The sequence below is a fragment of the Streptomyces sp. NBC_01314 genome, from assembly GCF_041435215.1.
Classification (GTDB): Bacteria; Actinomycetota; Actinomycetes; order Streptomycetales; family Streptomycetaceae; genus Streptomyces.
The window spans coordinates 5,697,991-5,724,599 of sequence record NZ_CP108394.1; the positions used below are offsets into that span (position 1 = coordinate 5,697,991).

The 26,609-nt window shown below is 67.2% G+C and carries 22 protein-coding genes and 1 pseudogene; 11 read left to right on the forward strand and 12 right to left on the reverse strand.

Annotated features, from left to right (window positions below):
- Positions 1–99: 99 nt before the first annotated feature.
- The 3 genes from OG622_RS24985 to OG622_RS24995 all read right to left on the reverse strand — a co-directional run bounded on the left by OG622_RS24985 (position 100) and on the right by OG622_RS24995 (position 3,275).
- The gene (locus OG622_RS24985; RefSeq protein ID WP_371578861.1) at positions 100–1,389 is read right to left on the reverse strand and encodes an MFS transporter; all 1,290 of its coding nucleotides are present in this window, start codon (positions 1,387–1,389) and stop codon (positions 100–102) included.
- A 78-nt stretch (positions 1,390–1,467) separates the two neighbouring features.
- Positions 1,468–2,550 carry an inositol-3-phosphate synthase gene (locus tag OG622_RS24990; RefSeq protein WP_371578862.1) on the reverse strand — a complete coding sequence of 361 codons (1,083 nt, stop codon included), beginning with the start codon at positions 2,548–2,550 and terminating at the stop codon, positions 1,468–1,470.
- 44 nt (positions 2,551–2,594) lie between these two features.
- Positions 2,595–3,275, reverse strand: coding sequence for a PadR family transcriptional regulator (locus OG622_RS24995; protein WP_371578863.1), 681 nt, complete (start codon positions 3,273–3,275; stop codon positions 2,595–2,597).
- 373 nt (positions 3,276–3,648) lie between these two features.
- Here OG622_RS24995 and OG622_RS25000 point away from each other — a divergent pair, with 373 nt between their 5' ends.
- Complete coding sequence (locus tag OG622_RS25000) at positions 3,649–6,312, forward strand: transglycosylase domain-containing protein (RefSeq protein ID WP_371578864.1); 2,664 nt, start codon at positions 3,649–3,651, stop codon at positions 6,310–6,312.
- Between the two features lie 186 nt (positions 6,313–6,498).
- Positions 6,499–8,028, forward strand: coding sequence for a glycosyltransferase family 87 protein (locus OG622_RS25005; RefSeq protein WP_371578865.1), 1,530 nt, complete (start codon positions 6,499–6,501; stop codon positions 8,026–8,028).
- A gap of 100 nt (positions 8,029–8,128) precedes the next feature.
- Here the strand turns inward: OG622_RS25005 and OG622_RS25010 are convergent, their stop codons facing one another.
- From OG622_RS25010 to OG622_RS25020, 3 genes are all read right to left on the reverse strand, one after another.
- A complete protein-coding gene (locus OG622_RS25010) occupies positions 8,129–9,160 on the reverse strand; it encodes an alanine racemase (RefSeq protein WP_371578867.1) in 1,032 nt (343 codons plus the stop codon).
- A gap of 65 nt (positions 9,161–9,225) precedes the next feature.
- Positions 9,226–10,347: a peptidoglycan bridge formation glycyltransferase FemX gene (gene femX, locus OG622_RS25015; RefSeq protein WP_371578868.1), complete on the reverse strand. Its 1,122-nt coding sequence runs from the start codon at positions 10,345–10,347 to the stop codon at positions 9,226–9,228.
- A 224-nt stretch (positions 10,348–10,571) separates the two neighbouring features.
- Positions 10,572–10,886, reverse strand: coding sequence for a hypothetical protein (locus OG622_RS25020; RefSeq protein ID WP_371578869.1), 315 nt, complete (start codon positions 10,884–10,886; stop codon positions 10,572–10,574).
- 265 nt (positions 10,887–11,151) lie between these two features.
- On the opposite strand from OG622_RS25020, the gene rpsF reads away from it, so the two are divergent.
- From rpsF to rplI, 4 genes are all read left to right on the forward strand, one after another.
- Positions 11,152–11,442 carry a 30S ribosomal protein S6 gene (gene rpsF / locus OG622_RS25025; protein WP_055610618.1) on the forward strand — a complete coding sequence of 97 codons (291 nt, stop codon included), beginning with the start codon at positions 11,152–11,154 and terminating at the stop codon, positions 11,440–11,442.
- Positions 11,443–11,517: 75 nt separating this feature from the next.
- The gene (locus tag OG622_RS25030) at positions 11,518–12,126 is read left to right on the forward strand and encodes a single-stranded DNA-binding protein (RefSeq protein ID WP_371578870.1); all 609 of its coding nucleotides are present in this window, start codon (positions 11,518–11,520) and stop codon (positions 12,124–12,126) included.
- 83 nt (positions 12,127–12,209) lie between these two features.
- Positions 12,210–12,446 carry a 30S ribosomal protein S18 gene (gene rpsR, locus OG622_RS25035; protein WP_003949403.1) on the forward strand — a complete coding sequence of 79 codons (237 nt, stop codon included), beginning with the start codon at positions 12,210–12,212 and terminating at the stop codon, positions 12,444–12,446.
- Positions 12,447–12,463: 17 nt separating this feature from the next.
- Complete coding sequence (rplI, locus tag OG622_RS25040) at positions 12,464–12,910, forward strand: 50S ribosomal protein L9 (RefSeq protein ID WP_371578871.1); 447 nt, start codon at positions 12,464–12,466, stop codon at positions 12,908–12,910.
- A gap of 185 nt (positions 12,911–13,095) precedes the next feature.
- On the opposite strand, the gene OG622_RS25045 is transcribed toward rplI, so the two are convergent.
- Entirely contained in the window at positions 13,096–14,442 is a 1,347-nt protein-coding gene (locus OG622_RS25045; RefSeq protein WP_371578872.1) for an MATE family efflux transporter, read from the reverse strand.
- Positions 14,443–14,891: 449 nt separating this feature from the next.
- On the opposite strand from OG622_RS25045, the gene dnaB reads away from it, so the two are divergent.
- Complete coding sequence (gene dnaB / locus OG622_RS25050) at positions 14,892–16,370, forward strand: replicative DNA helicase (protein ID WP_371578873.1); 1,479 nt, start codon at positions 14,892–14,894, stop codon at positions 16,368–16,370.
- A 381-nt stretch (positions 16,371–16,751) separates the two neighbouring features.
- Here the strand turns inward: dnaB and OG622_RS25055 are convergent, their stop codons facing one another.
- The gene (locus OG622_RS25055) at positions 16,752–17,870 is read right to left on the reverse strand and encodes an FAD-dependent oxidoreductase (RefSeq protein ID WP_371578874.1); all 1,119 of its coding nucleotides are present in this window, start codon (positions 17,868–17,870) and stop codon (positions 16,752–16,754) included.
- A gap of 72 nt (positions 17,871–17,942) precedes the next feature.
- Between OG622_RS25055 and OG622_RS25060 the strand changes: the two genes are divergently transcribed.
- Positions 17,943–18,623: a TetR/AcrR family transcriptional regulator gene (locus tag OG622_RS25060; protein WP_371578875.1), complete on the forward strand. Its 681-nt coding sequence runs from the start codon at positions 17,943–17,945 to the stop codon at positions 18,621–18,623.
- 246 nt (positions 18,624–18,869) lie between these two features.
- Positions 18,870–20,255, forward strand: a complete 1,386-nt coding sequence (locus OG622_RS25065) for a serine hydrolase domain-containing protein (RefSeq protein ID WP_371578876.1) — start codon at positions 18,870–18,872, stop codon at positions 20,253–20,255.
- An 81-nt stretch (positions 20,256–20,336) separates the two neighbouring features.
- Here OG622_RS25065 and OG622_RS25070 read toward each other — a convergent pair whose 3' ends face one another.
- Complete coding sequence (locus tag OG622_RS25070) at positions 20,337–20,789, reverse strand: N-acetyltransferase family protein (protein WP_371578877.1); 453 nt, start codon at positions 20,787–20,789, stop codon at positions 20,337–20,339.
- Positions 20,790–20,901: 112 nt separating this feature from the next.
- On the opposite strand from OG622_RS25070, the pseudogene OG622_RS25075 reads away from it, so the two are divergent.
- A pseudogene (locus OG622_RS25075) lies at positions 20,902–22,007 on the forward strand (MFS transporter).
- Here OG622_RS25075 and OG622_RS25080 read toward each other — a convergent pair.
- On the reverse strand, positions 21,954–22,820 hold the full coding sequence (locus tag OG622_RS25080; RefSeq protein WP_371578878.1) for a GNAT family N-acetyltransferase: 867 nt from the start codon (positions 22,818–22,820) through the stop codon (positions 21,954–21,956). The pseudogene OG622_RS25075 and the gene OG622_RS25080 sit on opposite strands and share 54 nt — an antisense overlap.
- Positions 22,821–23,584: 764 nt before the next feature.
- Between OG622_RS25080 and OG622_RS25085 the strand changes: the two genes are divergently transcribed.
- Positions 23,585–25,045, forward strand: coding sequence for a globin domain-containing protein (locus OG622_RS25085; protein ID WP_371578879.1), 1,461 nt, complete (start codon positions 23,585–23,587; stop codon positions 25,043–25,045).
- 40 nt (positions 25,046–25,085) lie between these two features.
- Here OG622_RS25085 and OG622_RS25090 read toward each other — a convergent pair whose 3' ends face one another.
- Both OG622_RS25090 and OG622_RS25095 read right to left on the reverse strand, forming a co-directional pair.
- Positions 25,086–25,568 carry an NUDIX domain-containing protein gene (locus OG622_RS25090; RefSeq protein ID WP_371578880.1) on the reverse strand — a complete coding sequence of 161 codons (483 nt, stop codon included), beginning with the start codon at positions 25,566–25,568 and terminating at the stop codon, positions 25,086–25,088.
- A 127-nt stretch (positions 25,569–25,695) separates the two neighbouring features.
- Complete coding sequence (locus OG622_RS25095; RefSeq protein WP_371578881.1) at positions 25,696–26,601, reverse strand: LysR family transcriptional regulator; 906 nt, start codon at positions 26,599–26,601, stop codon at positions 25,696–25,698.
- Positions 26,602–26,609: the final 8 nt, after the last annotated feature.

A 26,609-nucleotide genomic window follows, 5' to 3' on the forward strand; every position in this document is an offset into this window, starting at 1 on the left:
GTGAAACATCGCACCGCGCCGCTGTCGTGTCGCGGAGTCGACAGGGGGAGGCGCGGGTACGAGCGGCGATGTTTCACGTGAAACATCGCCGCTCCCGCATCAGCGCCGCCTGGTTACCCCGAAGCGGGCCATGGCTGAAGCGATCACTCCATAGATCACGGCCACGGTGATCACCAGAGCGGGCGAGCGACCGTCCGGAGGGAGCATCAGGGCGGCCACGGCGGCGGCGCCGACGAAGGCGACGTTGAACAGGACGTCATAGAGGGAGAAGATCCGGCCCCGGTAGCCATCGTCGACAGAGGACTGGACGATCGTGTCCGTGGAGATTTTCGCTCCCTGTGTGACCAGACCCAGGACGAACGCCGCGATCAGTATGGGCACTTCCGTGAACGGCAGGCCGAGGGCCGGTTCCAGCACGGTGGCGGCAGCGGAGCAGGTGACGATCCAGAGGCCGGGCCCCAATCGTCCGGCTGCCCAGGGCGTGATCACCGCCGCGGTGAAGAATCCCGCTCCCGAGATCCCCACGGCGAGACCGAGGAGGGCCAACCCCTGCTCGGAGTCGGACGCCCCGGAACCATCGGACGACCAAGCGTATCGGCAGAGCATGAGCACCATGACCGTCAGGGCGCCGTAGCAGAACCGCATCAGCGTCATCGAGGCCAAGGCCCAGGCAGCAGCCCGCCGCCCCGGTTCGGCAAGATGTCGTACGCCTGCTGCCAGGCCCCGTGCGGTCCCGGCGAGCGCCGCACCCAGCCGAGGCTGCAGCAAATCCGTTTCTGGGCCGAGCAGTTCCCGGGCGATACGCAGTGAGGCCAGGGCCGCGCACAGATACAGGGCCGAGCCGAGGAGGACGACCAGCGCGTCGGAGTCCGAGGCCGCCAGCCGAACGACGAAAGCGAGTCCCCCGCCGGCGGTCGCCGCGAGCGTTCCGGCTGTCGGCGAGAGCGAGTTGGCGACCACCAGACGGTCGGCGTCCACCACACGGGGCAGCGCGGCGGAGAGTCCGGCCAACACGAAGCGGTTGACCGCGGTGACGCACAGAGCGGAGACATAGAAGAGCCAGTCGGGCACGTGGCTCAGGATCAGGACGGCTGTCACGGACGCCAGTAGGGCGCGCAACAGGTTTCCGTACAGCAGCACCTGTCGACGTCGCCAGCGGTCCAGCAGGACGCCCGCGAAGGGGCCGACGAGGGAGTACGGCAGGAGCAGGACCGCCATGGCGGAGGCGATGGCGGCCGCCGAGGTCTGCTTTTCGGGGGAGAAGACGACGTACGCGGCGAGCGCGACCTGATAGACGCCGTCGGCTCCCTGGGACAGCAGTCGGACTGCCAGCAAATGCCGGAAGTCCCGAAGGCGGAGCAGGACGCGCAGGTCGCGGACGACGGACATGGGGCACAGCCTCACATACGGGGAGGGTCCCCGGTCGCGTGACCCGGGGACCCTCAACAGCCCACTACGAACGCCTGGTCAGCGCTCGACCTCGCCCTTGATGAACTTCTCGACGTTCTCTCGGGCCTCGTCGTCGAAGTACTGCACCGGCGGGGACTTCATGAAGTACGAGGACGCCGACAGGATCGGGCCGCCGATGCCGCGGTCCTTGGCGATCTTCGCGGCGCGCACGGCGTCGATGATGACACCGGCGGAGTTCGGGGAGTCCCAGACCTCGAGCTTGTACTCCAGGTTCAGGGGGACGTCACCGAACGCGCGGCCCTCAAGACGGACGTACGCCCACTTACGGTCGTCGAGCCAGGCCACGTAGTCGGACGGGCCGATGTGGACATTGTCGGCGCCGAGTTCGCGGTCACGGATCTGGGAGGTGACAGCCTGCGTCTTCGAGATCTTCTTGGACTCCAGGCGTTCGCGCTCGAGCATGTTCTTGAAGTCCATGTTGCCGCCGACGTTCAGCTGCATCGTGCGGTCCAGGACCACGCCGCGGTCCTCGAACAGCTTCGCCATGACGCGGTGCGTGATGGTGGCACCGACCTGTGACTTGATGTCGTCACCGACGATCGGGACGCCCGCCTCGACGAACTTGTCCGCCCACTCCTTGGTGCCGGCGATGAAGACCGGAAGGGCGTTGACGAAGGCGACCTTGGCGTCGATGGCGCACTGGGCGTAGAACTTAGCCGCCGCCTCGGACCCGACGGGCAGGTAGCAGACGAGGACGTCGACCTGCTTGTCCTTGAGGACCTGGACCACGTCGACCGGGCTGTCGGCGGACTCCTCGATGGTCTCGCGGTAGTACTTGCCGAGGCCGTCGAGGGTGTGGCCGCGCTGCACGGTCACACCGGTGGCGGGCACGTCACAGATCTTGATGGTGTTGTTCTCGGAGGCGCCGATGGCGTCCGCGAGGTCGAGGCCGACCTTCTTGGCGTCGACATCGAAGGCGGCGACGAACTCCACGTCACGGACGTGGTAGTCACCGAACCGCACGTGCATGAGGCCCGGGACCCTCGACGCCGGGTCGGCGTCCTTGTAGTACTCGACTCCCTGCACCAGCGACGCGGCGCAGTTGCCCACACCGACGACGGCTACGCGAACCGAACCCATTCCGGTTGCTCCCTGTGTGTACGAGTGAGGTCCTGGCAGGGACCTCACGTGGTGGTGTCGCCGGGCGCATCCGGCCCGGGGGTATCCCCGGGCCGGGGCAGAGCGCCCGACGCTCCCTCTGTGGTGTCGCGAGCGGGTTCTCCGAGGGCGGGCCCCTTCAGGTCCCGGCCTGCCCGCTCGCTCTCGATGAGCTCATTCAGCCAGCGCACTTCGCGCTCCACGGACTCCATCCCGTGGCGCTGGAGCTCGAGTGTGTAGTCGTCGAGGCGCTCGCGAGTGCGCGCCAGAGAGGCACGCATCTTCTCCAGCCGTTCCTCCAAACGGCTGCGACGGCCCTCCAGGACGCGCATGCGCACATCACGGGAGGTCTGCCCGAAGAACGCGAAGCGAGCAGCGAAGTGCTCGTCCTCGTAGGCGTCGGGACCCGTCTGCGAGAGCAGCTCCTCGAAGTGCTCCTTACCTTCCGCCGTCAACCGGTAGACGATCTTGGCGCGGCGGCCCGTGAGGGGGGCGGCGGCAGCATCTTCCGGGGTACCACCCGATTCCTCGATCAACCAGCCGTTGGCGACCAGCGTCTTGAGGCAGGGGTAGAGCGTCCCGTAGCTGAACGCACGGAACACACCCAACGACGTGTTGAGTCGTTTGCGCAGCTCATAGCCGTGCATCGGGGCTTCGCGGAGCAGGCCGAGGACAGCGAACTCGAGTATCCCGGAGCGCCGGCTCATCGTCGCCTCCCCTCTCCCGCTGGCCCTGCCGACACGTTTTATGCCGAGCTGATGTATCGACTCGATACATCCAGACGATAGAACGCCCCTACGGATGCGACAAGTGGGGATCCGGTGAACGGAGTCACATCACTGATTAGTAGGAAGCAAGTTGCCTGATTTGGGGTGAAGTTCGGTGCTCAGTGGGTTTTGGCGGTGCGTAGTCTGTGCGGCATGCACACCACTGGGAGCCGAGTGACGTTTGAGCACGTCGTCGTCCTGGGTGCGGTACGGATGAATGCCAACAGGACCGCATCCGTACTTCGGGGGGACAGGAAACCAGCCGCCGTTTCCAGGCGCGCACGGGTGCGCCTGCCCGAGGAGTAGTCGTTCGATGAGCGAGCACCGTCGCAAACCGCCGCAGCCGCAGGGAGGCGGACGTGCCGCGGCCCGACGCGGCCAGTCGGCGTCCGCCGGCCGCCGCGCGGCACCGCGGGGCGCCACCGGGTCACTTTCCGACACCTATGGCGCGGGAGGTGAGGAGACCCAGTTCGAGGGCCGTGCCGCGACTCGACGAGCGTCGCAGAGAAGCACCGACCTCGGCGTCGGCGGCCGCCGTAGAGCCGTCGAACCCGCAGGGCGTGCACCAGGCCGAGGCCGTGGACGCGCGGCGCCACCCGGAAAGAAGCGCTTTATCGACTACCCACGCGCGGGAAAGTACGGGGCGATGCGCTGGGTTCCGTCGTGGCGTCAGGTGACAGGGCTGTTCATCGGGTTCTTCGGAAGCCTGGTGGCGGCGGCCGGCATCGGATACGCGGTCGTGGCGGTTCCCGACCCGGCCGAGGCCGCGACGGCGCAGAACAACGTCTACTACTGGTCTGACGGCACTCAGATGGTCGCGACGGGCGGTGAGGTCAACCGCCAGATCATCGCGTACGAGAAGATCCCCAAGGCGATGCGCTACGCCGTCATGTCGGCCGAGAACAAGACGTTCGAGACGGACAGCGGCGTCGACCCGATGGGTATCGCCCGAGCTGTTGTCAACATGGCCAAGGGTGGTCAGACACAGGGTGGGTCGACCATCACCCAGCAGTACGTGAAGAACGCCATGCTCGACGATCAGTCGCAGACCCTGTCGCGGAAGGTCAAGGAACTCTTCATCTCGGTCAAGGTGGGCACCTCGGTCGAGAAGGAAGACATCATGCGGGGGTACCTGAACACCGCGTACTACGGACGTGGTGCGTACGGCATTCAGGCGGCCGCCCGCACGTACTTCGGCGAGGACGCCGACAAGCTCAATCCGAGCCAGTGTGCCTTCCTCGCCGCGGTCCTCAAGGGCGCCACGTACTACGATCCGGCCGGCGCGCCGTCGATCGACCCGGCCGCCTCGCCGGAGAACAACCGCAAGCGGGCCTCGGAGCGCTGGCGCTGGATCCTGGACGAGATGGTCAAGGACAAGCACCTGTCCGCGGCCGACCGGGCCAAGTACCCCGATTTCCCCAAGATCCAGAGCCCGCGGTCCAACGCCCAGTTGGGGGGTCAGATCGGCTACCTCGTCGACACGGCCAAGGGTTATATCCTCAACAACACGGACATCAGTCAGAAGAAGCTCGAACAGGGCGGCTACGAGATCCACACGACCTTCGACAAGAACAAGGTCAAGGAACTCGAGAAGGCCGTGGCGAAGGTCCGCAAGGAGAACATCAAGCCCGACCTGCGCCCGAAGACCGACACCCATGTGCAGTTCGGCGGTGCGTCGGTGAATCCGAAGTCGGGTGCCATCGAGGCGATCTACGGCGGTGTGGACGCCACCAAGCACTTCACCAACAACGCTGACGTCACCGGTGCGCAGATCGGTTCGACGATGAAGGCGTATGTCCTGGCGGCGGCCATGACCTGGGGCAAGCGCGACCCAGAACTCGATGGGGATCAGGCGCAGGACGAGCGCACCATCGTCTCCCCGAAGAGCCTTTACAGCGGCAAGAACAACCTTAAGATCAAGGACTACGACGGCCAGGTCTGGACCAATGAGAAGGGTGAGGAGTGGCTGCAGGCGAACGACGATGACGCGTCGTATGGCAGCGCGCCGAAGTACCAGATCGACCTCCGTGAGGCGATGCGGATCTCGGCTAACTCGGCCTTCGTGCAGCTGGGCATGGACGTCGGTCTGGACCGGGTGAAGGAAGCGGCCGTCGAGGCAGGCCTCAAGGAGAGCAGCCTCGCTGGCACGAGCTTCCCGTCCTTCTCGATCGGTATCTCCGATCCCAGCGCGATTCGTATGGCGGGCTCTTACGCGACCTTCGCCGCCAGCGGCAAGCAGAACGACCCGTTCTCGGTGAAGACGGTCGAGTATGAAGGTCTGACGAGCTTCGACCACGACGAGATCGCCGATCCCAAGCGGGCCTTCACGTCGGAGGTCGCTGACAACGTCACCGACGTACTCAAGACCGTCGTCGACGAGGGAACCGGTACGTCGGCCCAGCTGACCGGCCGTGAGGTGGCGGGCAAGACCGGTACCACCGACGGCAACAAGTCGGCCTGGTTCGTCGGGTACACCCCGCAGTTGTCGACCGCGATCAGCATGTACCGCATGGACGACGACGAGTCGAACAAGAACCGCACGTTCTTGGAGATGTATGGCACGGGTGGCCAGGAGACGATCCACGGTGCCTCGTTCCCGGCCGAGATCTGGCACGACTACATGGAGGACGCGCTCAAGAATGAGCCGGCGGTGGACTTCCCGGAGCCCCAGCCGATCGGTGTGATCGTGAACGACGACCCGGACCCGACGCCCACCCCGACGCCGACCGAGTCCGAGGAGGAGATCCCCGACGAGCCGAGCCCGACGCCGACCGAGAGCGAGATCCTGCCGTCGCCGACGCCCAGCGAGACCTGCAGAAACCCGTTCGACCCAACCTGTGAGGACACGGGCGAGACGAACACAGGCGGTACGGATACCGGTGGAACCGTTGGTGGGGTGACCGCGACCCCGACGGAGTCGGAGGACGATTCGAGAGGGAATCAGAACGGAGGGCTCTTCGGAGGCTCTTCAGGGTAGCTCCCTGCCCGGCAGGATGTGTTTCACGTGAAACAAGGGCCACCGCACCGATCAGGTGCGGTGGCCCTTGCCGTGTTCCCGAGAGACCAGGGCAGGGCGATCAGCCCATGTTTCACGTGAAACATGGGCTGTCGCACACGACGGGATGCGGTGGTCCTCGGCGTATCCCCAGGCGCGTACGGCAGGATGTGCGGCATGCCCAGTGCAGAGACGACGCGAGTGAGCGTGGACGAGCCGGAGCCCGTGCGGCCGACCAAGGAGGACGAGGTCGCTTCGACCGGCAGCGAGCTGATCGGCGGCCCGATCGGGCGTCGGGCACTGCTCGGCACGTCCTGGTGGACACCGGTACGGGTCGTCGCGCTCGTGGCGATCGGCATGTTCGCGCTCGGCATGGTGCAGAAGCTGCCCTGCTACGACGGCGCCTGGTTCTTCGGGGCCAGCTCCCAATACACGCACGCCTGCTACTCGGACATCCCGCACCTCTATCAGGGGCGTGGCTTTGCCGATGGGCTCGTGCCGTACTTCGACAAGATCCCCGGCGACATGGAGTACCTCGAGTACCCGGTGCTGACCGGTGTGTTCATGGAGGTCGCCGCCTGGCTCACCCCGGGCAGCGGCACCATCCAAAAACAAGAGCAGTGGTACTGGATGGTCAACGCCGGGATGCTGATGGCGTGCGCGGCGGTCATCGCCGTCTGCTGCGCACGCATTCACCGTCGGCGCCCCTGGGACGGCCTTCTGGTGGCCCTGGCGCCCGCTTTCGCACTGACCGCCACCATCAACTGGGACCTGCTCGCTGTGGCCCTGCTGGCCGCCGCGATGCTGATGTGGTCACGCGGGCGGCCTCTCGCCTTCGGTGTGCTGATCGGCCTCGCCACAGCCGCCAAGTTCTACCCGTTCCTGGTGCTGGGACCGCTCTTCGTGCTGTGCTGGCGGGCCGGCAAGTGGCGCGCGTTCGTGACCGCGCTGCTCGGCGCCGTCGGGGCCTGGGTCGCGGTGAACATCCCGGTGATGCTCCTGGCACCCGACGGATGGGCGAAGTTCTATCGCTTCAGCCAGGAACGCGGCGTCGACTTCGGCTCCTTCTTCCTCGTTGTCTCGCAACGGATGAACATCCAGATCACGGCAGAGACGGCGAACGCATACGCGATGGTCTCGATGGTGCTCGTCTGCGGGGGCATCGCCGCGCTCACGCTGACCGCACCGCGCCGCCCACGCTTCGCGCAGCTCGCCTTCCTGATCGTCGCGGCCTTCATCCTCACCAACAAGGTCTACTCGCCGCAGTACGTGCTCTGGCTGGTACCCCTCGCCGCGCTGGCCCGGCCCCGATGGCGGGACTTTCTTATCTGGCAGGCGTGCGAAGTGGCGTACTTCCTGGGGATCTGGATGTATCTCGCGTACACGACCAGCGGGGACGCTCACAAGGGCCTGCCTGTCGAGGGCTACCAACTCGCCATCATGGCGCACCTGTTGGGAACCATCTACCTGTGCGTCGTCGTCGTGCGGGACATCTTCATGCCCGACCGGGACACGGTGCGCCGGGCGGGTGACGACGATCCCTCCGGAGGGGTGCTCGACGGCGCGGAGGACGTTCATGTGTACGGCGCGGCGGCCCATCCCCCGCGGCACGCGATGCACTTCGAAGGGCCGCAGGTGGAATGGGGCAGCCGTGAACCGGAGACCGTTCGCCCTGAGCGAACAGAGCACGGGCAGTAACGCGGAAGGCCCTACACGAGACCTCGTGTAGGGCCTTCCGCGTTGCACTGCGGATGATCCGCCCGGCGACTCGTTCCTCGCCCCCTTGGGAAGGAGGGGGTCAGCGGTCGACCATCCGGTCGAACTGCGTGGTGGTGTGTCGCAGATGGGCCACCAGTTCCTCCCCGACTTTCGGCTCCGCGGCGTCCGACGGCACGAAGAGGATCGACACCTGCATGTGCGGCGGCTCGGCGAACCAGCGCTGCTTGCCGCCCCAGACGAAGGGAGAAAGGTTCCGGTTGACCGTGGCAAGGCCGGCCCGGGCGACGCCCTTGGCGCGCGGCATGACGCCGTGCAGCGCTTTCGGCGCCTCCAGACCCACCCCGTGCGACGTACCGCCCGCCACGACCACCAGGAAGCCGTCGGAGGCCGCCTTCTGCTGCCGGTAACCGAAGCGGTCGCCCTTGGCGACGCGGGTGACGTCCAGCACGGCCCCGCGGTACTCGGTCGCCTCATGGTCGCCCAGCCACAGCCGCGTGCCGATGCGGGCCCGGAAACGGGTCTGCGGGAACTGCTGCTGGAGGCGGATGAGGTCCTCGGACTTGAGGTGGCTGACGAACATGGTGTGCAGCGGCAGGCGGGCCGCACGCAGGCGGTCCATCCAGCCGATGACCTCCTCGACGGCGTCCGAGCCGTCCGTGCGGTCCAGCGGCAGGTGGATGGCGAAGCCCTCCAGGCGCACGTTCTCTATGGCCGCATGGAGCTGGGGCAGCTCCTGCTCGCTCACTCCGTGGCGCTTCATCGAGGACATGACCTCGATGACGACACGGGCGCCCACGAGGCCGTACACGCCGTCGACCGACGACACGGAGCGGATGACGCGGTCGGGCAGGGGTACCGGCTCCTCGGCGCGCCGGTAGGGCGTCAGCACCAGCAGGTCGCCGCTGAACCAGTCCTTGATCCGGGCGGCCTCGTACGTGGTGCCGACGGCGAGGATGTCCGACCCGAGGCGCGTGGCCTCTTCCGCCAGCTTCTCGTGCCCGAAGCCGTAGCCGTTGCCCTTACAGACGGGGACGAGTCCCGGGAACTGCTCCTGAACATGCTTGTGGTGTGCCCGCCAGCGCGCGGTGTCGATGTACAGCGTGAGCGCCATGGACAGTCCCGGAACCTTTCTGGTGGCTGCGGTGTATCAGAGGTATGGAAGCAAAAACGGGGGCGTCAGCGGCGCGACATGTAGATGTCGAGTGCCTTGTGGAGCAGCTTGTTCAGCGGGAAGTCCCACTCACCGAGGTATTCGGCGGCCTGTCCGCCCGTGCCCACCTTGAACTGGATCAGACCGAAGAGGTGATCCGTCTCGTCCAGCGAGTCGGAGATGCCGCGCAGGTCGTAGACGGTCGCGCCGAGAGCGTAGGCGTCGCGCAGCATGCGCCACTGCATCGCGTTCGAGGGCCGGACCTCACGGCCGATGTTGTCCGATGCACCGTAGGAGTACCAGACGTGCCCGCCGACGACCAGCATGGTCGCAGCGGACAGGTTCACGCCATTGTGCCGGGCGAAGTAGAGCCGCATACGGTTGGGGTCCTCGGTGTTGAGGGCCGTCCACATACGGTGGAAGTACGACAGCGGGCGGGGTCGGAAGCGGTCGCGCACGGCGGTGATCTCGTACAGTCGCTGCCACTCCTCCAGGTCCTGGTAACCGCCCTGGACGACCTCGACGCCCGCCTTCTCGGCTTTCTTGATGTTGCGGCGCCACAGCTGGTTGAAGTTCCGGTGAACCTCTTCCAGAGAGCGGTTGGCCAGCGGCACCTGGTAGACGTAACGAGGCTGCACGTCACCGAAGCCGGCGCCGCCGTCCTCGCCCTGTTGCCAGCCCATACGGCGCAGTTTGTCGGCGACCTCGAAGGCGCGTGGCTCGATGAAGTCGGCCTCGATGTCACGCAGACGCTTCACGTCCGGGTTCTGGATTCCCGCCTTGATGGACGTGGCCTCCCAGCGCCGGATGATCACCGGCGGCCCCATCTTCACCGAGAAGGCGCCCTGCTGCTTCAGATGCGCGAGCATCGGTTCCAGCCAGTCGGTGAGGTTCGGGGCGAACCAGTTGATGACCGGACCCTCGGGCAGATAGGCGAGATAGCGCTTGATCTTGGGCAGCTGGCGGTACAGCACCAGGCCGGCGCCGACCATCTCACTGGTCTTGTCGTCGAACCACCCGAGACTCTCGGAGCGCCACTCGGCCTTGACGTCGGCCCAGGCCGGGACCTGCATGTGGCTAGCCGCGGGCAGGCTCTGGATGTACGCCAGATGCTGCTCACGGCTGATCGTCCTCAGGGTCAGGCTCATTCAGGGCGCTCCTCGGGCTGGTGTGTCCCCATGGGTACAGGGGCTCCGGCTCTCGCGCCGAAGCCTACTGCGCCCTGCGGGCGCCTCGATTGGCCGTATGGAACCTGGGCCCCGGCCAGTATGCGGCCGGGACGTCAGGCGGTGTTATTCGGGCGCTTGGTCCGATGTAAGGCGGCGGACAGCAAGGAACACGGTCCGCCGCCCGTGCGGCCGGGGGTACGGAGTCAGCCGACGACTCCGCCGAACAGACCTCCATGGGCCATGCCGAGGAAGAAGCCGACGGCCGAGGCACCGAGACCCACGATCAGGCCGAAGCGCTCGCGGGTCGTCTCCGAGATGAACTGCCCGTACGCGCCGGTCAGAATTCCCACCAGCCCCGCCCAGGAGCTGAGCAGGTGCAGATGGTGGAACATCGCCGTGATGAAGGAGACCGCCCCGAATACGAGCGTCACGGCCAACAGGGTGTCCTGCACGGGGTGAGGCTTGTCGTCGGTGGCGAACAGAGAGCCGGCGATGTTGGGTCGCAATGTCTGTGCCATAGGGCACCTCCTGCGGAAGGCGGCGCATCGTAGCGCCATACACACCCGATGTGTACAGATTGACGGTCACCACCCCCGGATTTCAACCGGAAGCGGGGGTGCAGGTAGTCTGTAGCGTCTGCACCGGTGTCTGCCCAGGCCATGACAGGGATCCCCAAGCGGGGACCCCCGATTGTCAGTGGCTGCCGATACCGTTGCGTACGCATCACGACCCTCCTGCCACGGAACGACCGTGGCCGCTGAGTCCAAAGGAGGTGGGTTCTACATGCGTCACTACGAAATGATGGTCATCCTCGACCCCGATCTGGAGGAGCGCGCTGTCGCCCCTCTGATCGAGAACTTCCTCTCCGTCGTCCGTGAGGGCAACGGAAAGGTCGAGAAGGTCGACACCTGGGGCCGTCGTCGTCTCTCGTACGAGATCAAGAAGAAGCCTGAGGGCATCTACTCGGTCATCGACCTGCAGGCCGAGCCTGCGGTCGTCAAGGAGCTCGACCGCCAGATGAACCTGAACGAGTCGGTCCTCCGGACCAAGGTCCTCCGCCCCGAGACCCACTGAGCTCTCCCGCTCAGCTGATCCCGGGATTCGAGTAGCAGCAAGCAGCCAGCAGCAAACCCGCCGAGAGGTACCCCCATGGCAGGCGAGACCGTCATCACGGTCGTCGGCAATCTTGTCGACGACCCCGAGCTGCGCTTCACCCCTTCCGGTGCGGCGGTCGCGAAGTTCCGTGTCGCGTCCACCCCCCGCACCTTCGACCGTCAGACCAACGAGTGGAAGGACGGCGAGAGCCTGTTCCTGACGTGCTCGGTCTGGCGTCAGGCGGCGGAGAACGTCGCCGAATCGCTCCAGCGAGGCATGCGCGTCATCGTGCAGGGCCGACTGAAGCAGCGGTCCTACGAGGACCGTGAGGGCGTCAAGCGCACGGTCTACGAGCTGGACGTCGAGGAAGTCGGCGCCAGCCTGCGCAGTGCCACGGCCAAGGTCACCAAGACCGCCGGCGGTGGCCGCAGTGGCCAGGGTGGTTACGGCGGTGGCGGCGGCGGTAACGGTGGCGGCCAGAGTGGCGGCGGCTGGGGCGGTAGCTCCGGTGGCGGCCAGCAGGCCGGCAGCGCTCCCGCCGACGACCCGTGGGCCAGCGGCGCTCCCGCCGGCGGTAACCAGGCTGGTAACCAGGGCGGTGGCGGCGGCTGGGGCGGTAGCTCCGGCGGCGGTGGCGGCTACTCGGACGAGCCCCCCTTCTAAGGCTGCGGAGGCCGGAACAACCGGTCTTCGAGGTCGAGGGCGGGGCCGTACCCCAAACTTCTTGATCACACAGGAGAAACACCATGGCGAAGCCGCCTGTGCGCAAGCCTAAGAAGAAGGTCTGCGCTTTTTGCAAGGACAAGGTCACGTACGTGGACTACAAGGACACGAACATGCTGCGGAAGTTCATTTCCGACCGTGGCAAGATCCGTGCCCGCCGCGTGACCGGCAACTGCACGCAGCACCAGCGTGACGTCGCCACGGCCGTCAAGAACAGCCGTGAGATGGCGCTGCTGCCCTACACGTCCACCGCGCGCTAAGGAAGGGTGACCGAATAATGAAGATCATCCTTACCCACGAGGTCTCCGGCCTCGGCGCTGCAGGCGACGTCGTCGACGTCAAGGACGGCTACGCTCGCAACTACCTGATCCCGCGGAAGTTCGCGATCCGCTGGACCAAGGGCGGCGAGAAGGACGTCGAGCAGATCCGTCGTGCTCGCAAGATCCACGAGATCCAGACCATCGAGCAGGCCAACCAGATCAAGGGCCGGCTTGAGGCCGTCAAGGTCCGTCTGGCTGTCCGCTCCGGCGACGCCGGTCGTCTCTTCGGTTCCGTCACCCCGGCCGACATCGCTTCGGCGATCAAGGCTTCCGGTGGTCCCGAGGTCGACAAGCGCCGTATCGAGCTGACTTCTCCGATCAAGACGCTGGGCGCCCACGAGACGTCCGTGCGTCTGCACCCCGAGGTTGCCGCCAAGGTCAACATCGAGGTCATCGCGGCCTAAGGGTTGCTCTCGCTGAAGCGGTGTATGGGGCCGCACCCTGTGAAGGGTGCGGCCCCACATGCTTGCCGGGGCCTTTGCCGACCGGTACCGATCGGCTCAGGATGCCGACGAAGCGACTGTTTCACGTGAAACACAGCGAACGGGGTGATGTTTCACGTGAAACAACGCCGGGCTCACGTCCATGCTCAGCGCGTCGCTCCAGTGACCATCCAGAGGCCGGAACGGGATCGCAGCCAGAGGGTCAGCATGCGCGTCGCCATCATCAGTGTCATGGCGCCCCAGAGGGCGGTCAGACCCCCGCCGAAGGTGGGGACGAGCAGAGCGGCCGGGATGAAGACCACCAAGGTCAGCAGCATGGCCCGGGCGAGATAGGGACCGTCTCCCGCGCCCATGAGTACACCGTCGAGCACGAAGACAATCCCGGAGATCGGCTGGGCGAGCGCCACCACGACAAGAGCAGGGAGTGCGGCTTGTTGCACTGTCGGGTCGTCCGTGAAGAGCGGGATGAATACGGGGCGAGCGAGAATCACCAGTAGTCCAAGTACGACACCTGTAGCGATCCCCCACTGCACCATACGGCGGCAGGCTTCGCGAGCTCCTTGGGCATCGCCCGCGCCGAGGTAGCGGCCGATGATGGCCTGTCCGGCGATGGCGATCGCGTCCAGGGCGAAGGCGAGCAGGCTCCAGAGAGCGAGGATGATCTGGTGCGCGGCGATGTCCTTGTCCCCGAGCCGGGCGGCGACAGCAGTGGCGATCATGAGGACAGCTCGCAGCGAGACCGTGCGGACCAGCAGGGGCACCCCTGCTTGAGCCGAGGCGCGTATGCCAGCGGCGTCCGGCCGCAGCGAGGCGCCGTGTCTGAGGGCACCGCGGATCACGACCCAGAGGTATGCGACTGCCATGCCGACCTGGGCGATGACCGTGCCCCAGGCGGATCCAGCGATGCCCAGGTCGGCGCCATAGACAAGGCCTGCGTTCAGGGCACCGTTGGCGACGAAGCCCGCCACAGCGACGTACAGAGGCGTCTTCGTGTCCTGGAGGCCGCGCAGTACCCCGGTGGCGGCGAGCACAACGAGCATGGCCGGAATGCCGAGTGCCGAGATCCGCAGATAGGTCGTGGCATAGGGTGCCGCGGTGTCCGAGGAACCGAAGAGGGTGACGAGAGTGGGCGCCGTGGGCACGACGACAGCGACGACGACCGCGCCCAGCAGCAGGGCGAGCCAGATGCCGTCCACGCCTTGGCGGATGGCGGCCCGTAGATCTCCGGCTCCGACGCGTCGGGCCACGGCGGCCGTGGTGGCGTAGGCCAGGAAGACGAAGACGCTCACCGCGGTGACGAGGAGGGCCGAAGCGATGCCGAGACCGGCCAGTTGGGCGGTGCCGAGGTGGCCGACGACGGCCGTGTCGACCATCAGGAAGAGTGGCTCGGCGACGAGTGCGCCAAAGGCCGGAACAGCCAGCGTGATGATCTCACGATCATGCCGACGCCGGGCGGCCCTGGGGGGCGCGGAAGCCTGTGTCATGACCACCAATCCAATCTTCCACAGGTAAGAGATGCAATGCGCTAATGACTATTACACACCCCTCGGCCGAGTGCGTTCTTGCGCAGGGAGGGTGATGATCTTGATCCGGTCGGGAAAGTTTTTCTTCTGCACAGCCAGTGGATGATAAAGGTGCAGGTCAGAGCGTATTCGGCGGACGGGGCGAGGTCTTGTTCACAGGCCTGTCCACCGAGTCGTGCACAGGTTTTGCAGGGTTCTCCACAGCATCTGGGCCGTCGTCCACATGCCCTGTGGATAACCAGATTGGCTGACGGTGCCGACGGGCCTACGGTGGTGCGGCGCCCGCTCCTCGGCTGATCGCGGAAACCTCGCAAAACCGACGCGCCAGAACCGGAGTTGGGCCTCTTATTTGTCAGTGTCGTGCCGTAGAAATGAGAAGCACGGCGAGGTCCGCTCGGCGGACGGGAGGAGGTCGCTCGGTGAGCATTTCCGAGCCCTTGGACGACCCGTGGGCCGACAGCGGGCCCAGTGATCGTCTGCCCTCTTCCCGACGGCGTCAGGACGACGGAGGCCGGAGCAGAGACGAGCGGCACGACCGCGGCCGGGACAACGGGGAGTGGGACGGCGGAGGCTCGGCCTTCGAGCGCGTACCACCGCAGGACCTCGACGCCGAGCAGTCAGTCCTCGGCGGCATGCTGCTGTCCAAGGACGCCATCGCCGACGTGGTCGAGATTCTCAAGGGCCCCGACTTCTACAAGCCGGCGCACGAGACCATTTACCAGGCGATCCTCGACATCTACGCCAAGGGAGAGCCCGCCGACCCCATCACCATCGCCGCCGAGCTCACCAAACGCGGCGAGATCACCAAGGTCGGCGGCGCCCCGTATCTGCACACCCTTGTCCAGACGGTGCCGACGGCGGCGAACGCCGAGTACTACGCGGAGATCGTCCACGAGCGCGCCGTCCTGCGCCGCCTGGTCGAGGCCGGCACCCGCATCACCCAGATGGGATATGCGGCCGACGACGACGTCGACGAGATCGTCAACAGAGCTCAGGCTGAGATCTTCGCGGTCACAGAGCAGCGCACCACCGAGGACTATCTGCCGCTCGGCGACATCATGGAGGGCGCGCTTGACGAGATCGAGGCGATCGGTTCGCGGTCGGGGGAGATGACTGGTGTGCCGACCGGCTTTACCGACCTCGACCAGCTCACCAACGGTCTGCATCCGGGCCAGATGATCATCATCGCGGCCCGTCCCGCCATGGGTAAGTCCACTCTGGCACTGGATTTCGCGCGCGCTTGTTCGATCAAGCACAACATGCCGAGTGTGATCTTCTCGCTCGAAATGGGTCGCAACGAGATCGCGATGCGTCTGTTGTCGGCCGAGGCACGCGTGGCCCTGCACCACATGCGGTCCGGCACGATGACGGACGAGGACTGGACTCGACTGGCCCGCCGGATGCCGGACGTCTCGGCAGCGCCGCTCTACATCGACGACTCCCCGAACCTGTCGATGATGGAGATCCGCGCCAAGTGCCGACGCCTGAAACAGCGCAACGACCTGAAGCTCGTCATCATCGACTACCTGCAGCTCATGCAGTCCGGCGGCAAGCGGTCCGAGAGCCGCCAGCAGGAAGTCTCGGACATGTCGCGAAACCTGAAGCTGCTGGCCAAGGAGCTGGAGCTGCCGGTGATCGCGCTGTCGCAGCTCAACCGTGGTCCTGAGCAGCGCACGGACAAGAAGCCCATGGTCTCCGACCTGCGTGAGTCGGGATCGATCGAGCAGGACGCGGACATGGTGATCCTGCTGCACCGAGAGGACGCGTACGAGAAGGAGTCGCCGCGCGCGGGCGAGGCCGACATCATCGTGGGCAAGCACCGTAACGGTCCGACGGCCACGATCACGGTCGCCTTCCAAGGCCATTACTCGCGGTTCGTGGACATGGCGCAGACCTGACCCGGGAAAATGTAGGGCCCTAGATTTCGTGACACAGCTTCAGTCGCGATGGCACGACGGGCACTTGTGCCGAAGTTGTGCGACTCCCTGATCGGACCATTCAACCTTTCAGTGATGGGGATTCTGGTCCGGCCCTTCGAGGACGCAGGGCCCTCGAACAGCGCCTCGTGCTCGCCGACAAGCACCCGGCATGCTTGCGGACGACCTGTCCGACTACCTTTTCGCCCGCAGTACCGGGCACATCGGCCCGCCTTGAGCTCCAGGCGGCGGCCCTGGAACAGCAGCGGTGCGACACTTCGCGGCAGCATCGTCCTCGAAGTTTCAGGTCACAGCACCACGCGTATGTCACGGACGGTGAGAACCTACAGACCTTGTAGGGCCTCAGATTTCTTCAGGTTGGAAGAATGCGAGCATCTTCTGGCTGGCGTCCGGCGACGTCAGCAATTCCTGCATGTCTGCGGACATCCGGGCGGCAGCGCTGGTGCGTTCGAACATTTCGCGTTCGTATTCTTTGACGGCGGCCGGAAAGTCGTCCGGGTGCGCGGCCAGCGCGAGACCGAGCAGGGCGCCGTCGAGCAGCGCCATGTTGGCGCCCTCTCCCACCGGCGGCATCAGGTGCGCGGCATCCCCGACCAGCGTGACGCCCGGCGTCGACGGCCAGGTCAGGCCGACCGGGAGAGTGGTGATCGACCGCGGCACGACCGTGTCGTCGCAGGCCGCGATCAGCGCGGTGATCCGTGAGTCCCAGCCGGGGAGCAGGTCGATCAGCCGCGCCCGGGCGCCGGCCGGGTCGTCGAACGGGATCCCGCTGGTAGCGAACCAGTCCTCGGTGGTGTTGTAGAAGCTGAGGCCGATGCGAACGCGGCCGTCGCCGTTGCGCTGCGCCGCCAGGGACAGACCGTTGCCGAGCACCCAGTAATTGCCGCGCCCGACCATCGCCGCGAGGTCGGGGTGCGTGCGGTCGATGTCGGGAATGCCGACCTCGACGATGTTCTGGCCGATATGCGCCGGGCGGGCGTCGGTGAGCAGCGCGCGGACCCGGGACTGGGCGCCGTCCGCGCCGACCATCAGGTCATGCGTCGCACTGCTGCCGTCGGCGAAGTGCAGCAGGCCGTTGTTGTCGGCGGATGTGAACGCGTGCCCCCAGCGCACCACGTCTTCGGGGAGGGAATCCAGCAGCAGATTGCGCAGATCGGCGCGGTCGACCTCGGGTCGCTCAAGCGGGGCGTCGTCGGGCGTGTCCTCCTGGAGCAGCAGGGTGCCATCCGGCTCGAGAAGTCGCATGTCCTGGCCTTCACCACGGGCGATCTCGTAGAACTGGTCGATCAGACCGGCCTCGCGCAGCGCCCGCTGGCCGGAGTGGATGTCGAGCATGCCGCCCTGACCGCGCGCACCGCGTGATGATTCACGTTCATAGACGACGGAATCCATGCCGTTCACGTGCAGCACACGGGCGAGAGCCAGGCCGCCGAGGCCCGCTCCGACGATGGCAATGGTCATGGTTACCTTCCCCTTCGATACGACGTACGGACCCATACACTGTATCGCTCGATGCGATGTATGGTTAGCGGCATGTTGGTGTGGGAGAGGCCGGAGCCGCCGAATCGACCCGTGCCGGCCCCTTTGAGCCGGGAGCGGATCGTGCGTGCGGCGATCCAGCTGGCTGACGCCGACGGTCTGGACGCGGTATCGCTGCGCAAGGTCGCCAGCGCGCTGGATGTTCGTCCGATGCGGCTGTACGGCTACATCGCGAGCAAGGAGGAGTTGCTCGACCTCATGGTCGACGCTGTCCACGCCGAGATCCGGCCGGTCGGAGACGGCTGGCGGGAGGTGCTCCAGTCTCTCGCCGAAGCGACTCGGCACGCCGCTCACGAGCACGAATGGCTCGCCGATCTACTGGGTGGCCGACCTCAGCTCGGGCCGCACGCGCTGGCCAGTGGGGAGACCGTGGTGGCCGCGCTGGGCGGCGTCGACGTGGACGCCATCATGCCGGTGGTCGCCGCCGTCAACGCGTACGCGATCGGGGCGGTGCGTCGGGAGGTCGCCGAGCGGCGTGCCGAGCGGGCCACAGGGATGGACGAGAAGCGTTGGCAGGCCGCACTCGGGCCCTATCTGGAGCGGACCTTCGCCACCGGCCGATTCCCCGCGCTGGCCACGGTGGTGCGCGATGCCGCCCACCTGGACGCCGACCGCACCTTCCGGATTGGCCTCGACTTCCTGCTCGACGGCATTGAAGGCCGCATCTCACGGTGACGCGCGGCCGAGGGGGCGGACCGGTACCGCCCATAGCGCCAGGTCGGCGCCGACACGTTGCAGACTACGCAACGTCGCCAAAGTGCGCGGAAACCGAAGGAACGCCACGGAACTGAGATTCCAGCCGCATCACATCCTTGATGCAACCCAGGATTCGCTGGTCAGCTGAGATCGACATGCCACGCGATTGGCGACCCTACGGGAAATGCGCTCGACGCATGGTGTCAGGCCCGGTGAACTGGCCGCATGACAACACCTCAGGAAGATCTGCTTCCCGCCACACGCCGGGCTCTGCTGCACTGCATCGCCGTCGCTCAGACCGAGGGACGGGCACCGTCGCTGGTCGCGGCGGTGGTCCGGGGCGGGGAGACGGTGTGGAACGGGGCGCGGACCTCGGTGGTGGGGCACGCGCCGGACGCGAACGTGCAGTACCGGATCGGTTCGATCACCAAGACCTTCACCGCGGTTCTGGTCCTGCGGCTGCGTGACGAGGGTGTGCTGGACCTCGGTGATCCGCTGGAGAAGCATCTGCCGGGTACCGGCGCGGGGGAGGCGACCATCGCCGAACTGCTCGCGCACACGGGCGGACTGGCAGCCGAGTCGCCGTCGCCCTGGTGGGAGCGTACCCCGGGCTCGCTCCGCCCGGAGCTCGCCGATGTGCTCGGCGAACAGCCCCACCGCCATCCCGTTGGCCGCCGCTTCCACTACTCCAACCCGGGCTTCACGCTCCTCGGCGCGCTTGTCGAACAGTTGAGGGGCGCGCCGTGGGAGGACACCTTGCGGCGCGAGGTGCTCGAACCGCTTGGCCTGCGCCGCACGACGTGGCACCCGGAGGCACCGCACGCCGGCGGCTGGGCCGTGCATCCCTGGGCGGACGTGATGCTGCCGGAGCAGGTCGAGGACTTGGGTCGCATGGGTCCTGCCGGCCAACTCTGGTCGACGGCAGCCGACTTGGCGCGCTTCGCGGTCTTCCTGGCAAACGGGGACGACCGGGTGCTGAGCGTGGAGTCCGTGCGGGAGATGCGGACGCCGGCCGCGCCGGGGGAGGCTGCCGACGTGTCGGCCGGCTCGGCGTACGGGCTCGGGATGCAGCTCCACCACCGGGACGGCCGGTTCCTCGTCGGGCACGGAGGTTCGGTTCCCGGCTTCCTCGCACAGATGACCCTCAGCGTCGAGGACGATCTGGCGGCCGTCGTGCTGACCAACTGCACCTCCGGGCCGGTGGTGTCGGAGGTGGCAGCCGACCTCGTACGCATCGTGGCGGACGCCGAGCCGCGGATCCCCGAGCCTTGGCGGCCGTTGCCCGAGGTGGACCGCTCGGTCCTGGAGTTGGTCGGCCCTTGGTACTGGGGGACGTACAGCTTCGTGTTGCGTCTCGGCGCCGGCGGCGGGCTCTCGCTGGATCCGCTCTCCGCCACCTTGCGCGGCGCTCGATTCCGGGCCAACGACGACGGCAGTTGGACCGGGCTCAACGGCTACTTCGCCGGAGAGCTCCTGAGGGCCGTACGAAGGACCGACGGGACCGTGAGCCATCTGGACCTCGGGTCGTTCGTGTTCACGCGTCAGCCGTACGACGAGGGCGCTCCGGTACCGGGTGGAGTGGATCCCGAGGGGTGGCGCGGGATCTCGTAGGCGTGGTTCTGGCACCGGTGGAGTTCCGGCTTGCGATGTTTCACGTGAAACAGGAACCCACCGGCATCCCAGGGTCGCTTCTCAGAGCGGCAGTTTGAAGCCCACATGGGTGGCCTCGAAGCCGAGCCGCTCGTAGAAACGGTGGGCGTCGGTGCGCTCGACGTCGGACGTCAGCTGCACCAACTGGCAGCCCTGGTCCCGTGATGAGCCGACCGCCCACTCGATGAGCCGCGTACCGAGGCCGCTGCCGCGCTCATCGGCATGGACACGCACTCCTTCGATGATCGAGCGGGTGGAGCCGCGCCGGGAGAGGCCGGGAATGATCGTCAGCTGGAGTGTGCCGACGACGCGGTTCTCGCGGGTGGCGACCACCACGTGCTGGTTGGGGTCGCCGCTGAGGCGTTTCAGCGCTGCGAAGTAGGGGGCGAGATCGTCCGGCGATTCGCGTCGGGCGCCCAAGGGGTCGTCGGCCAGCATCGCGACGATCTCCGGGACGTCGTCCTCGGTCGCCGGGCGAATTTCCAGATCTCCCACGCCTGCACCCTATGCGGGCACGTTCAGTGACTCCACGACGCGGACCAGGGGAGCCAGTTCGGACTTCCTGGCCGCCTCGTCGTTCGGCATCGGTACGACTGAGTTCGTGATCATGGAAGTGCTGCCGGAGGGCGCGGGCGAATTCGGTGTCTCCATCCCCACCGTGGGGTCCTCGTGACCGGCTACGCACTGGGTGTCGTGTTCGGAGCGCCGATCATGACCGCTCTGGGCGCTCGGGTGTCCCGCAAGCGGATGCTCATGCTGGTGATGGGGCTGTTCACCGCGGGTAATCTGCTCTCCGAGCTCGCCCCCACCTACTCCGTCATGCTGCTCGGCCGTGTGGTCGCCTCACTCGCGCACGGCGCCCGCTTCGGCATCGGCTCGGTGGTCGCGACCGAACTGGTCGCCCGGGACCGGAAGGCCGGTGCCCTCGTGATGATGTTCAGCGGTCTGACTGTCGGGAACGTCGTCGGGGTGCCGCTGGGCACCCTGATCGGGCAGTCCGGCTGGCGGGTCACTTCGCAGGGGTCGCGGCGCTGGGTGTCGTCGGGCTGCCGGGCATCGCCCGGCTGGTCCCCGACACAGGCGGGCCCAAGGACGTTCGCCTCCGCCACGAGCAGGCCGCCTTCAAGAACATCCAGGTCTTGCCGGCCATGGCGATGACGGTGCTGGCTTCGGTGGTGTCTTCGCGGCCATCACCTACATCGCCCCGATGTTGACGCGCGTCGTCGACTTCGACGACTCCTCCGTCACCTGGCTCCCGTCCTCTTCAGCCTCGGCATGGTCGGCGGCAATCTCGTGGGTGGCAAGTACGCCGACCGCGCGCTGATGTCTCTGCTGTACGTCTCGATGGGCGCACAGGCCGTCGTCCTCGGGCTCTTCTCGTTCGCTGCCCACTACAAGATCGCCGCAGCCGTGAACATCGGTGCCTTCAACCTTGGCAACGCGCTCTTCGCATGGCTTGGCGGCCCCGTCATCGACGCGGGCCTCGGCTACATGGCACCCAGCTGGGTCCACCCCCTCGCGGTCAGCGCTCTTGCGCCGGCGCTCGTCGCGACGATGCTGGAGCGCAGGGGCAGCGCCGTCGGCAGGGTCGCCAAGGCCTCCGGAGCGACTGCGCAGCGGCCGGCCGGCCCGGCCACCGCCACTGACGGCTGGCCGGCCTCAGCCCGCTGCCACGGTCAGCGGGGCGTACCGCCGGGTCCAGTCGCCCGGTAGCTCGGAGAGCCCGTACATCATCACCGAGTTGAAGGCGATCGACGCCAGGCCGCGTTTCTTCACCCACGTCAGCAGTTCCTCATGGCGCACGTCGATGTCGGTGCGCAAAGGTCGGTCGGTGTGGGCGGCCAGGGAAGCGATGAGCGCCTTCGCCGTCTGTGTGTCACGGGCGATCAGTGGGCCGACGACATGGTCGTCCATGTTGGGCCAGGCGGTTGCGTAACCGATGATCCGGCCCTTCTCCTCGGCCACGCGCAGCTGGTCGGCGAAGGCGGGGAGCCGGGTGATGACGTGCGTGCGATCCGTGCCGAAGACCTCTTCGTCGAGGCGGAGGATCGTGGTGAGATCCTCGGCCGTGGCCGGGCGCGTGAAGACCGCAGGATCGGGCCCTTCCGGTGTGAAGTGTCCGCGAACCATCTCGGCCCGCCCGGTGACCTTGAAGCCCAGCTCCTCATAGAGCGGACGTCCGTACGGGGTCGCGTGCAGGGTCAACGGAGTCGTGCCCATCTCCGTGACGACATGGCGCATCAGGCGGCGGCCGATGCCCTGGCGGGCGTGCCGCTCGGCGACCAGAACCATGCCGATCGCACCCAGATCCGGGCGGCCCGCCGGCCCGTACTCGGTCACCACGCAGGCGGTGACAAGGCCACCCTCGGGGTCGTCGACGCCGTACCCGGTGCCGGCTGCGAGTAGCAGCCCCCACTTGTGCTCCTCGCGAGGCCAGCCCCGGTCCTCGGACAGATCGGCGCAGGCGGTCCGATCGCGAGGCGTCAGGCGGCGGATGGGCAGAGCGGTGGGGGAAGGTGTCGACACGCAGGTCAGGCTGTCCGACACGAGCCCTCGGCGTCCACCGGTTTGCGGTCGGACGTACGCCCTTTTGGCCATCTCGTGCACAACTGCACAGCGCGCGGACAGATGTTTCACGTGAAACATCCGTCTCCAGGCATATGCGTGCAGACATGGTTGGCCCTGGCGCGACTGCATCCCCCGACCCGGGGAGGCGTGTGGCGCATGCGGGGCAGGCTGGACGCGGCCCTCTTCGGTACTGTGCCGATCTCGGTGGCCATGAATGCCGGGGAGTATCCGATGAGGCCGACCACTCGCTCGTGAGGGGCGGAATCTGTGGGATGCCTATGAATTGGTGCGACGCGCCCGGTAATTGAAGGAATTGCTGATTCGCTCCCATGGAATTCCCGGTACGGCATGGGGGGACTTGTGTGTGGCGGCCCTGCCGGTAGGGTCGAGTCCGGTTCGTGTCCGAAGCGAGATGCAGTCGTCTCATGGTGGGGGTACGAACACGGCTCAGTGCAGCCTAACCGGACAGGGAGATCGAGGACCTGCGTTTACCGTTACGGGGCGGGGGCGGTCGTGCGCCGTGGAACGCTGCCGTGAGTGCTGCGGCTCACGTCACACTCTCACCTACTAGTCCGTACGGAGCGGGAACCCCGATTGAATGTGGCCGCATTGGTCGACGGGGAACGCACGGGGAAAGCAAGGCCGTCCGCGGGGGAAAGCGTGCGACTTCCGACTGGAGGCGTACGCAGATCGACCGAAAGATGCTTGAGGCGAGGCAGACCATGGACGCTCCGACCACCACGTCGGCCGGCAACGGTACTTCGGGGGACAGCGACGGAGGCGGCTGGTTCACACCGCACACGTCTCCGCCGTCCCCCGGCGGAGACCAGGAGCCCGAGGGAAACCGCCTCGCCGCCCTGCGACCCGTGGGCCGTTCCCAGAAGCCGCCGAACGGCTCGCAGCAGAACCGTGAAAGCGCCGTCCAGGAGCGAATACAGACCTCCACGGATCTTCCTCCCAGTGACCCGCCTCGCCCTGAGTCCGCCCCGGTCACGGCGGAGCACGCATCCGAGCACTCCGCCCTCGACGCCCGCGTGCCGGCCCGGAGCGGCGGTCACGCGGCCACCGCCTCCCCCGACGGCGTTCTCATCCAGCGGACCATGGCCGAGGTCGGGCCCGTTGCCGACAAGGTCACCTCGTACTTCTACGCGCTGCTCTTCGTCCAGCACCCGGAGCTGCGCTCGATGTTCCCTCCAGCGATGGACGCCCAGCGCGACCGCCTGCTCAAAGCGCTGCTCACTGCTGCCGAGCACATCGACAACACCCCGGTGCTCGTCGACTATCTGCAGAACCTCGGTCGCGGCCACCGCAAGTACGGCACGCAGGCCGATCACTATCCGGCCGTCGGCGAGTGCCTCATCGGCGCGCTGAGTCGGTATGCCAAGGCGAGCTGGAACGACGAGACCGAGGCGGCCTGGGTCCGGGCGTACACGACGATCTCCCAGGTGATGATCGACGCGGCGGCGGCGGACGAACTGCGGTCCCCGCCCTGGTGGCTCGCCGAGGTCGTCTCGCACGATCCGCGAACCGCGGACATAGCGGTCCTCACCGTCCGTCCGAACCAGCCCTACCCCTTTCTCGCCGGGCAGTACACGAGCCTGGAGACCCCTTGGTGGCCGCGGATCTGGCGGCACTACTCGTTCGCCTCGGCACCCCGCTCGGACGGACTGTTGTCGTTCCACGTGAAGGCGATCTCCGCGGGCTGGGTGTCCAACGCGCTCGTGCACCGTGCCCGGCCCGGCGACGTTCTGCGCCTGGGACCACCGACCGGCGCGATGACCGTCGACCACACCACCGACAGCGGACTGCTCTGTCTGGGCGGCGGCACCGGTATCGCGCCCATCAGGGCCATCGTCGAGGACGTCGCCGAGCACGGGCGGCACCGTCCCGTCGAGGTCTTCTACGGCGCCCGCACCGGCCAGGACCTCTACGACCTCGACACCCTGCTACGACTGCAGCAGAGCAACTCGTGGCTCGAGGTCCGCCCGGTCGTGGACCGGCACGGGCTGCTCCAACTGCCCGACGCGATACGGGACCACGGACCCTGGAACGGGTATGAGGCGTACCTCTCCGGCCCGCCCGGCATGATCCGCAGCGGTGTGGACGCGTTGCAAAGCGCCGGTATCCCCTCCGACCGCATACGACACGACTCGGTGGAGGAACTGGTGGCAGCCGGAGACTGACAGCCGAGATCTCTCCGCCGAGCGGTCGGCGGCCGCTGCGTCAGCCCAGGTCGGGCGCGTGCATCGCCCGTACGCCCTCGATGTTCCCGTCCAGGTAGTGCCGCAGGGACAGCGGGACGAGGTGCACGGACGCGATGCCGACCCGGGTGAACGGGATGCGTACGATCTCGTACTCGCCCAGCGGCTCGTCCACCTCGGGGCCGTGCCGCTTGGAGGGGTCCATGGACTCCAGGCGGCAGACGAAGAAGTGCTGGACCTTCACGCCAGTGGCGCCGCCGTCCTCCCCGATGTGCTCGACGGTGTCCACGAAGCAGGGCACCACATCGGTGATCTTGGCGCCGAGCTCCTCGTGCACTTCTCGGTGGAGCGCGTCGACGACAGTGGCGTCCTCCGGCTCGACACCGCCGCCCGGCGTGAGCCAGTAGGGATCCATGCCCGGCTTGGTCCGCTTGATCAGGATCAGGTCGTCGCCGTCGAGCAGAACGGCACGGGCGGTGCGCTTGACCACGGGTCGTACGGTCATGGGAGAAATGTGGCCCTGCATGTTCCACGTGAAACATCGCCGGGGCGAGGAAGACAGGCGGCGCGCCGCTGCGCTTATGAGCGGGCCCCCCGGCGCCTCCCTCCACCGAGGGTTCCAGGGGGCTGCCTCAGGACCAACTCGCCGCGGCCCTCAGCAGCCACTCGTGCGCCCGCGCGATGTGCGGCATGGCCAAAGTGCCGGTTCGGACCACCAGGAAATAGGTCCGCAACGGGGGCACCGCAGGGTCGAGCAGCGCGACGACGTCACCGCGGTCCAGGGCGGAGGCGCACAGATAGCGGGGCAGCACGGCCAGTCCGGCGCCCGAGATCGCGCAAGCGAGGACCGCGCGCAGGTCAGGGACGACAACGGTGCCGGAGGTCGCGGGACGGGCGTCGAAGACCGAGGCCCAGTAACGGGCGATGAAGGGCATTGACTCGTGTACCTCGACGACGGGAAGGGCCTCGAGCGCCTGTGCCCCCTTGCGGTGCAGCTTTCCGGGACTGATCTCGTCCGCCCAGCGCGGGGCGGCGACCAGGACGTGTTCCTCGTCGCAGAGGGGAGTCGCGGTGAGTAGGGGACCGCGTGGCTGGGAGGTGGTGATGGCCAGGTCGTTGTGCCCGGCGGCGAGCCCCTCCAGCGTCTCGTCCGCGTTGCCCAGGGAGACCCGGAGCGCGAAGCTCTGGCCGTCGTCCCCCGTCAGCTCGGTGAGGGCGGGCAGGGCCCGCTCGGCGGTGAACTCCGGTGGGCCGGCGAGATGCAGGGTCCGTAAGGAGGAGTCGTCGTCGAGGCCGGTCTCGGCGATCTCCACCAGCGCGTCGAGGTGCGGTGCCGCCTTGTGGGCGAGCTCGTCGCCGATGGTCGTCGGGGTCACGCCTCGGGCCTGGCGCAGGAACAGCGGGCGGCCCAACTGGCGTTCCAGAGTGCGTATCTGTGAGGTGACGGCCGGCTGCGAGAGGCCGAGCAGGGCGGCGGCGCGGGTGAAGGAACCGGCTCGGTGCACGGTCACGAACGTGCGCAGTAGGGCCAGATCCATGGTTGCCC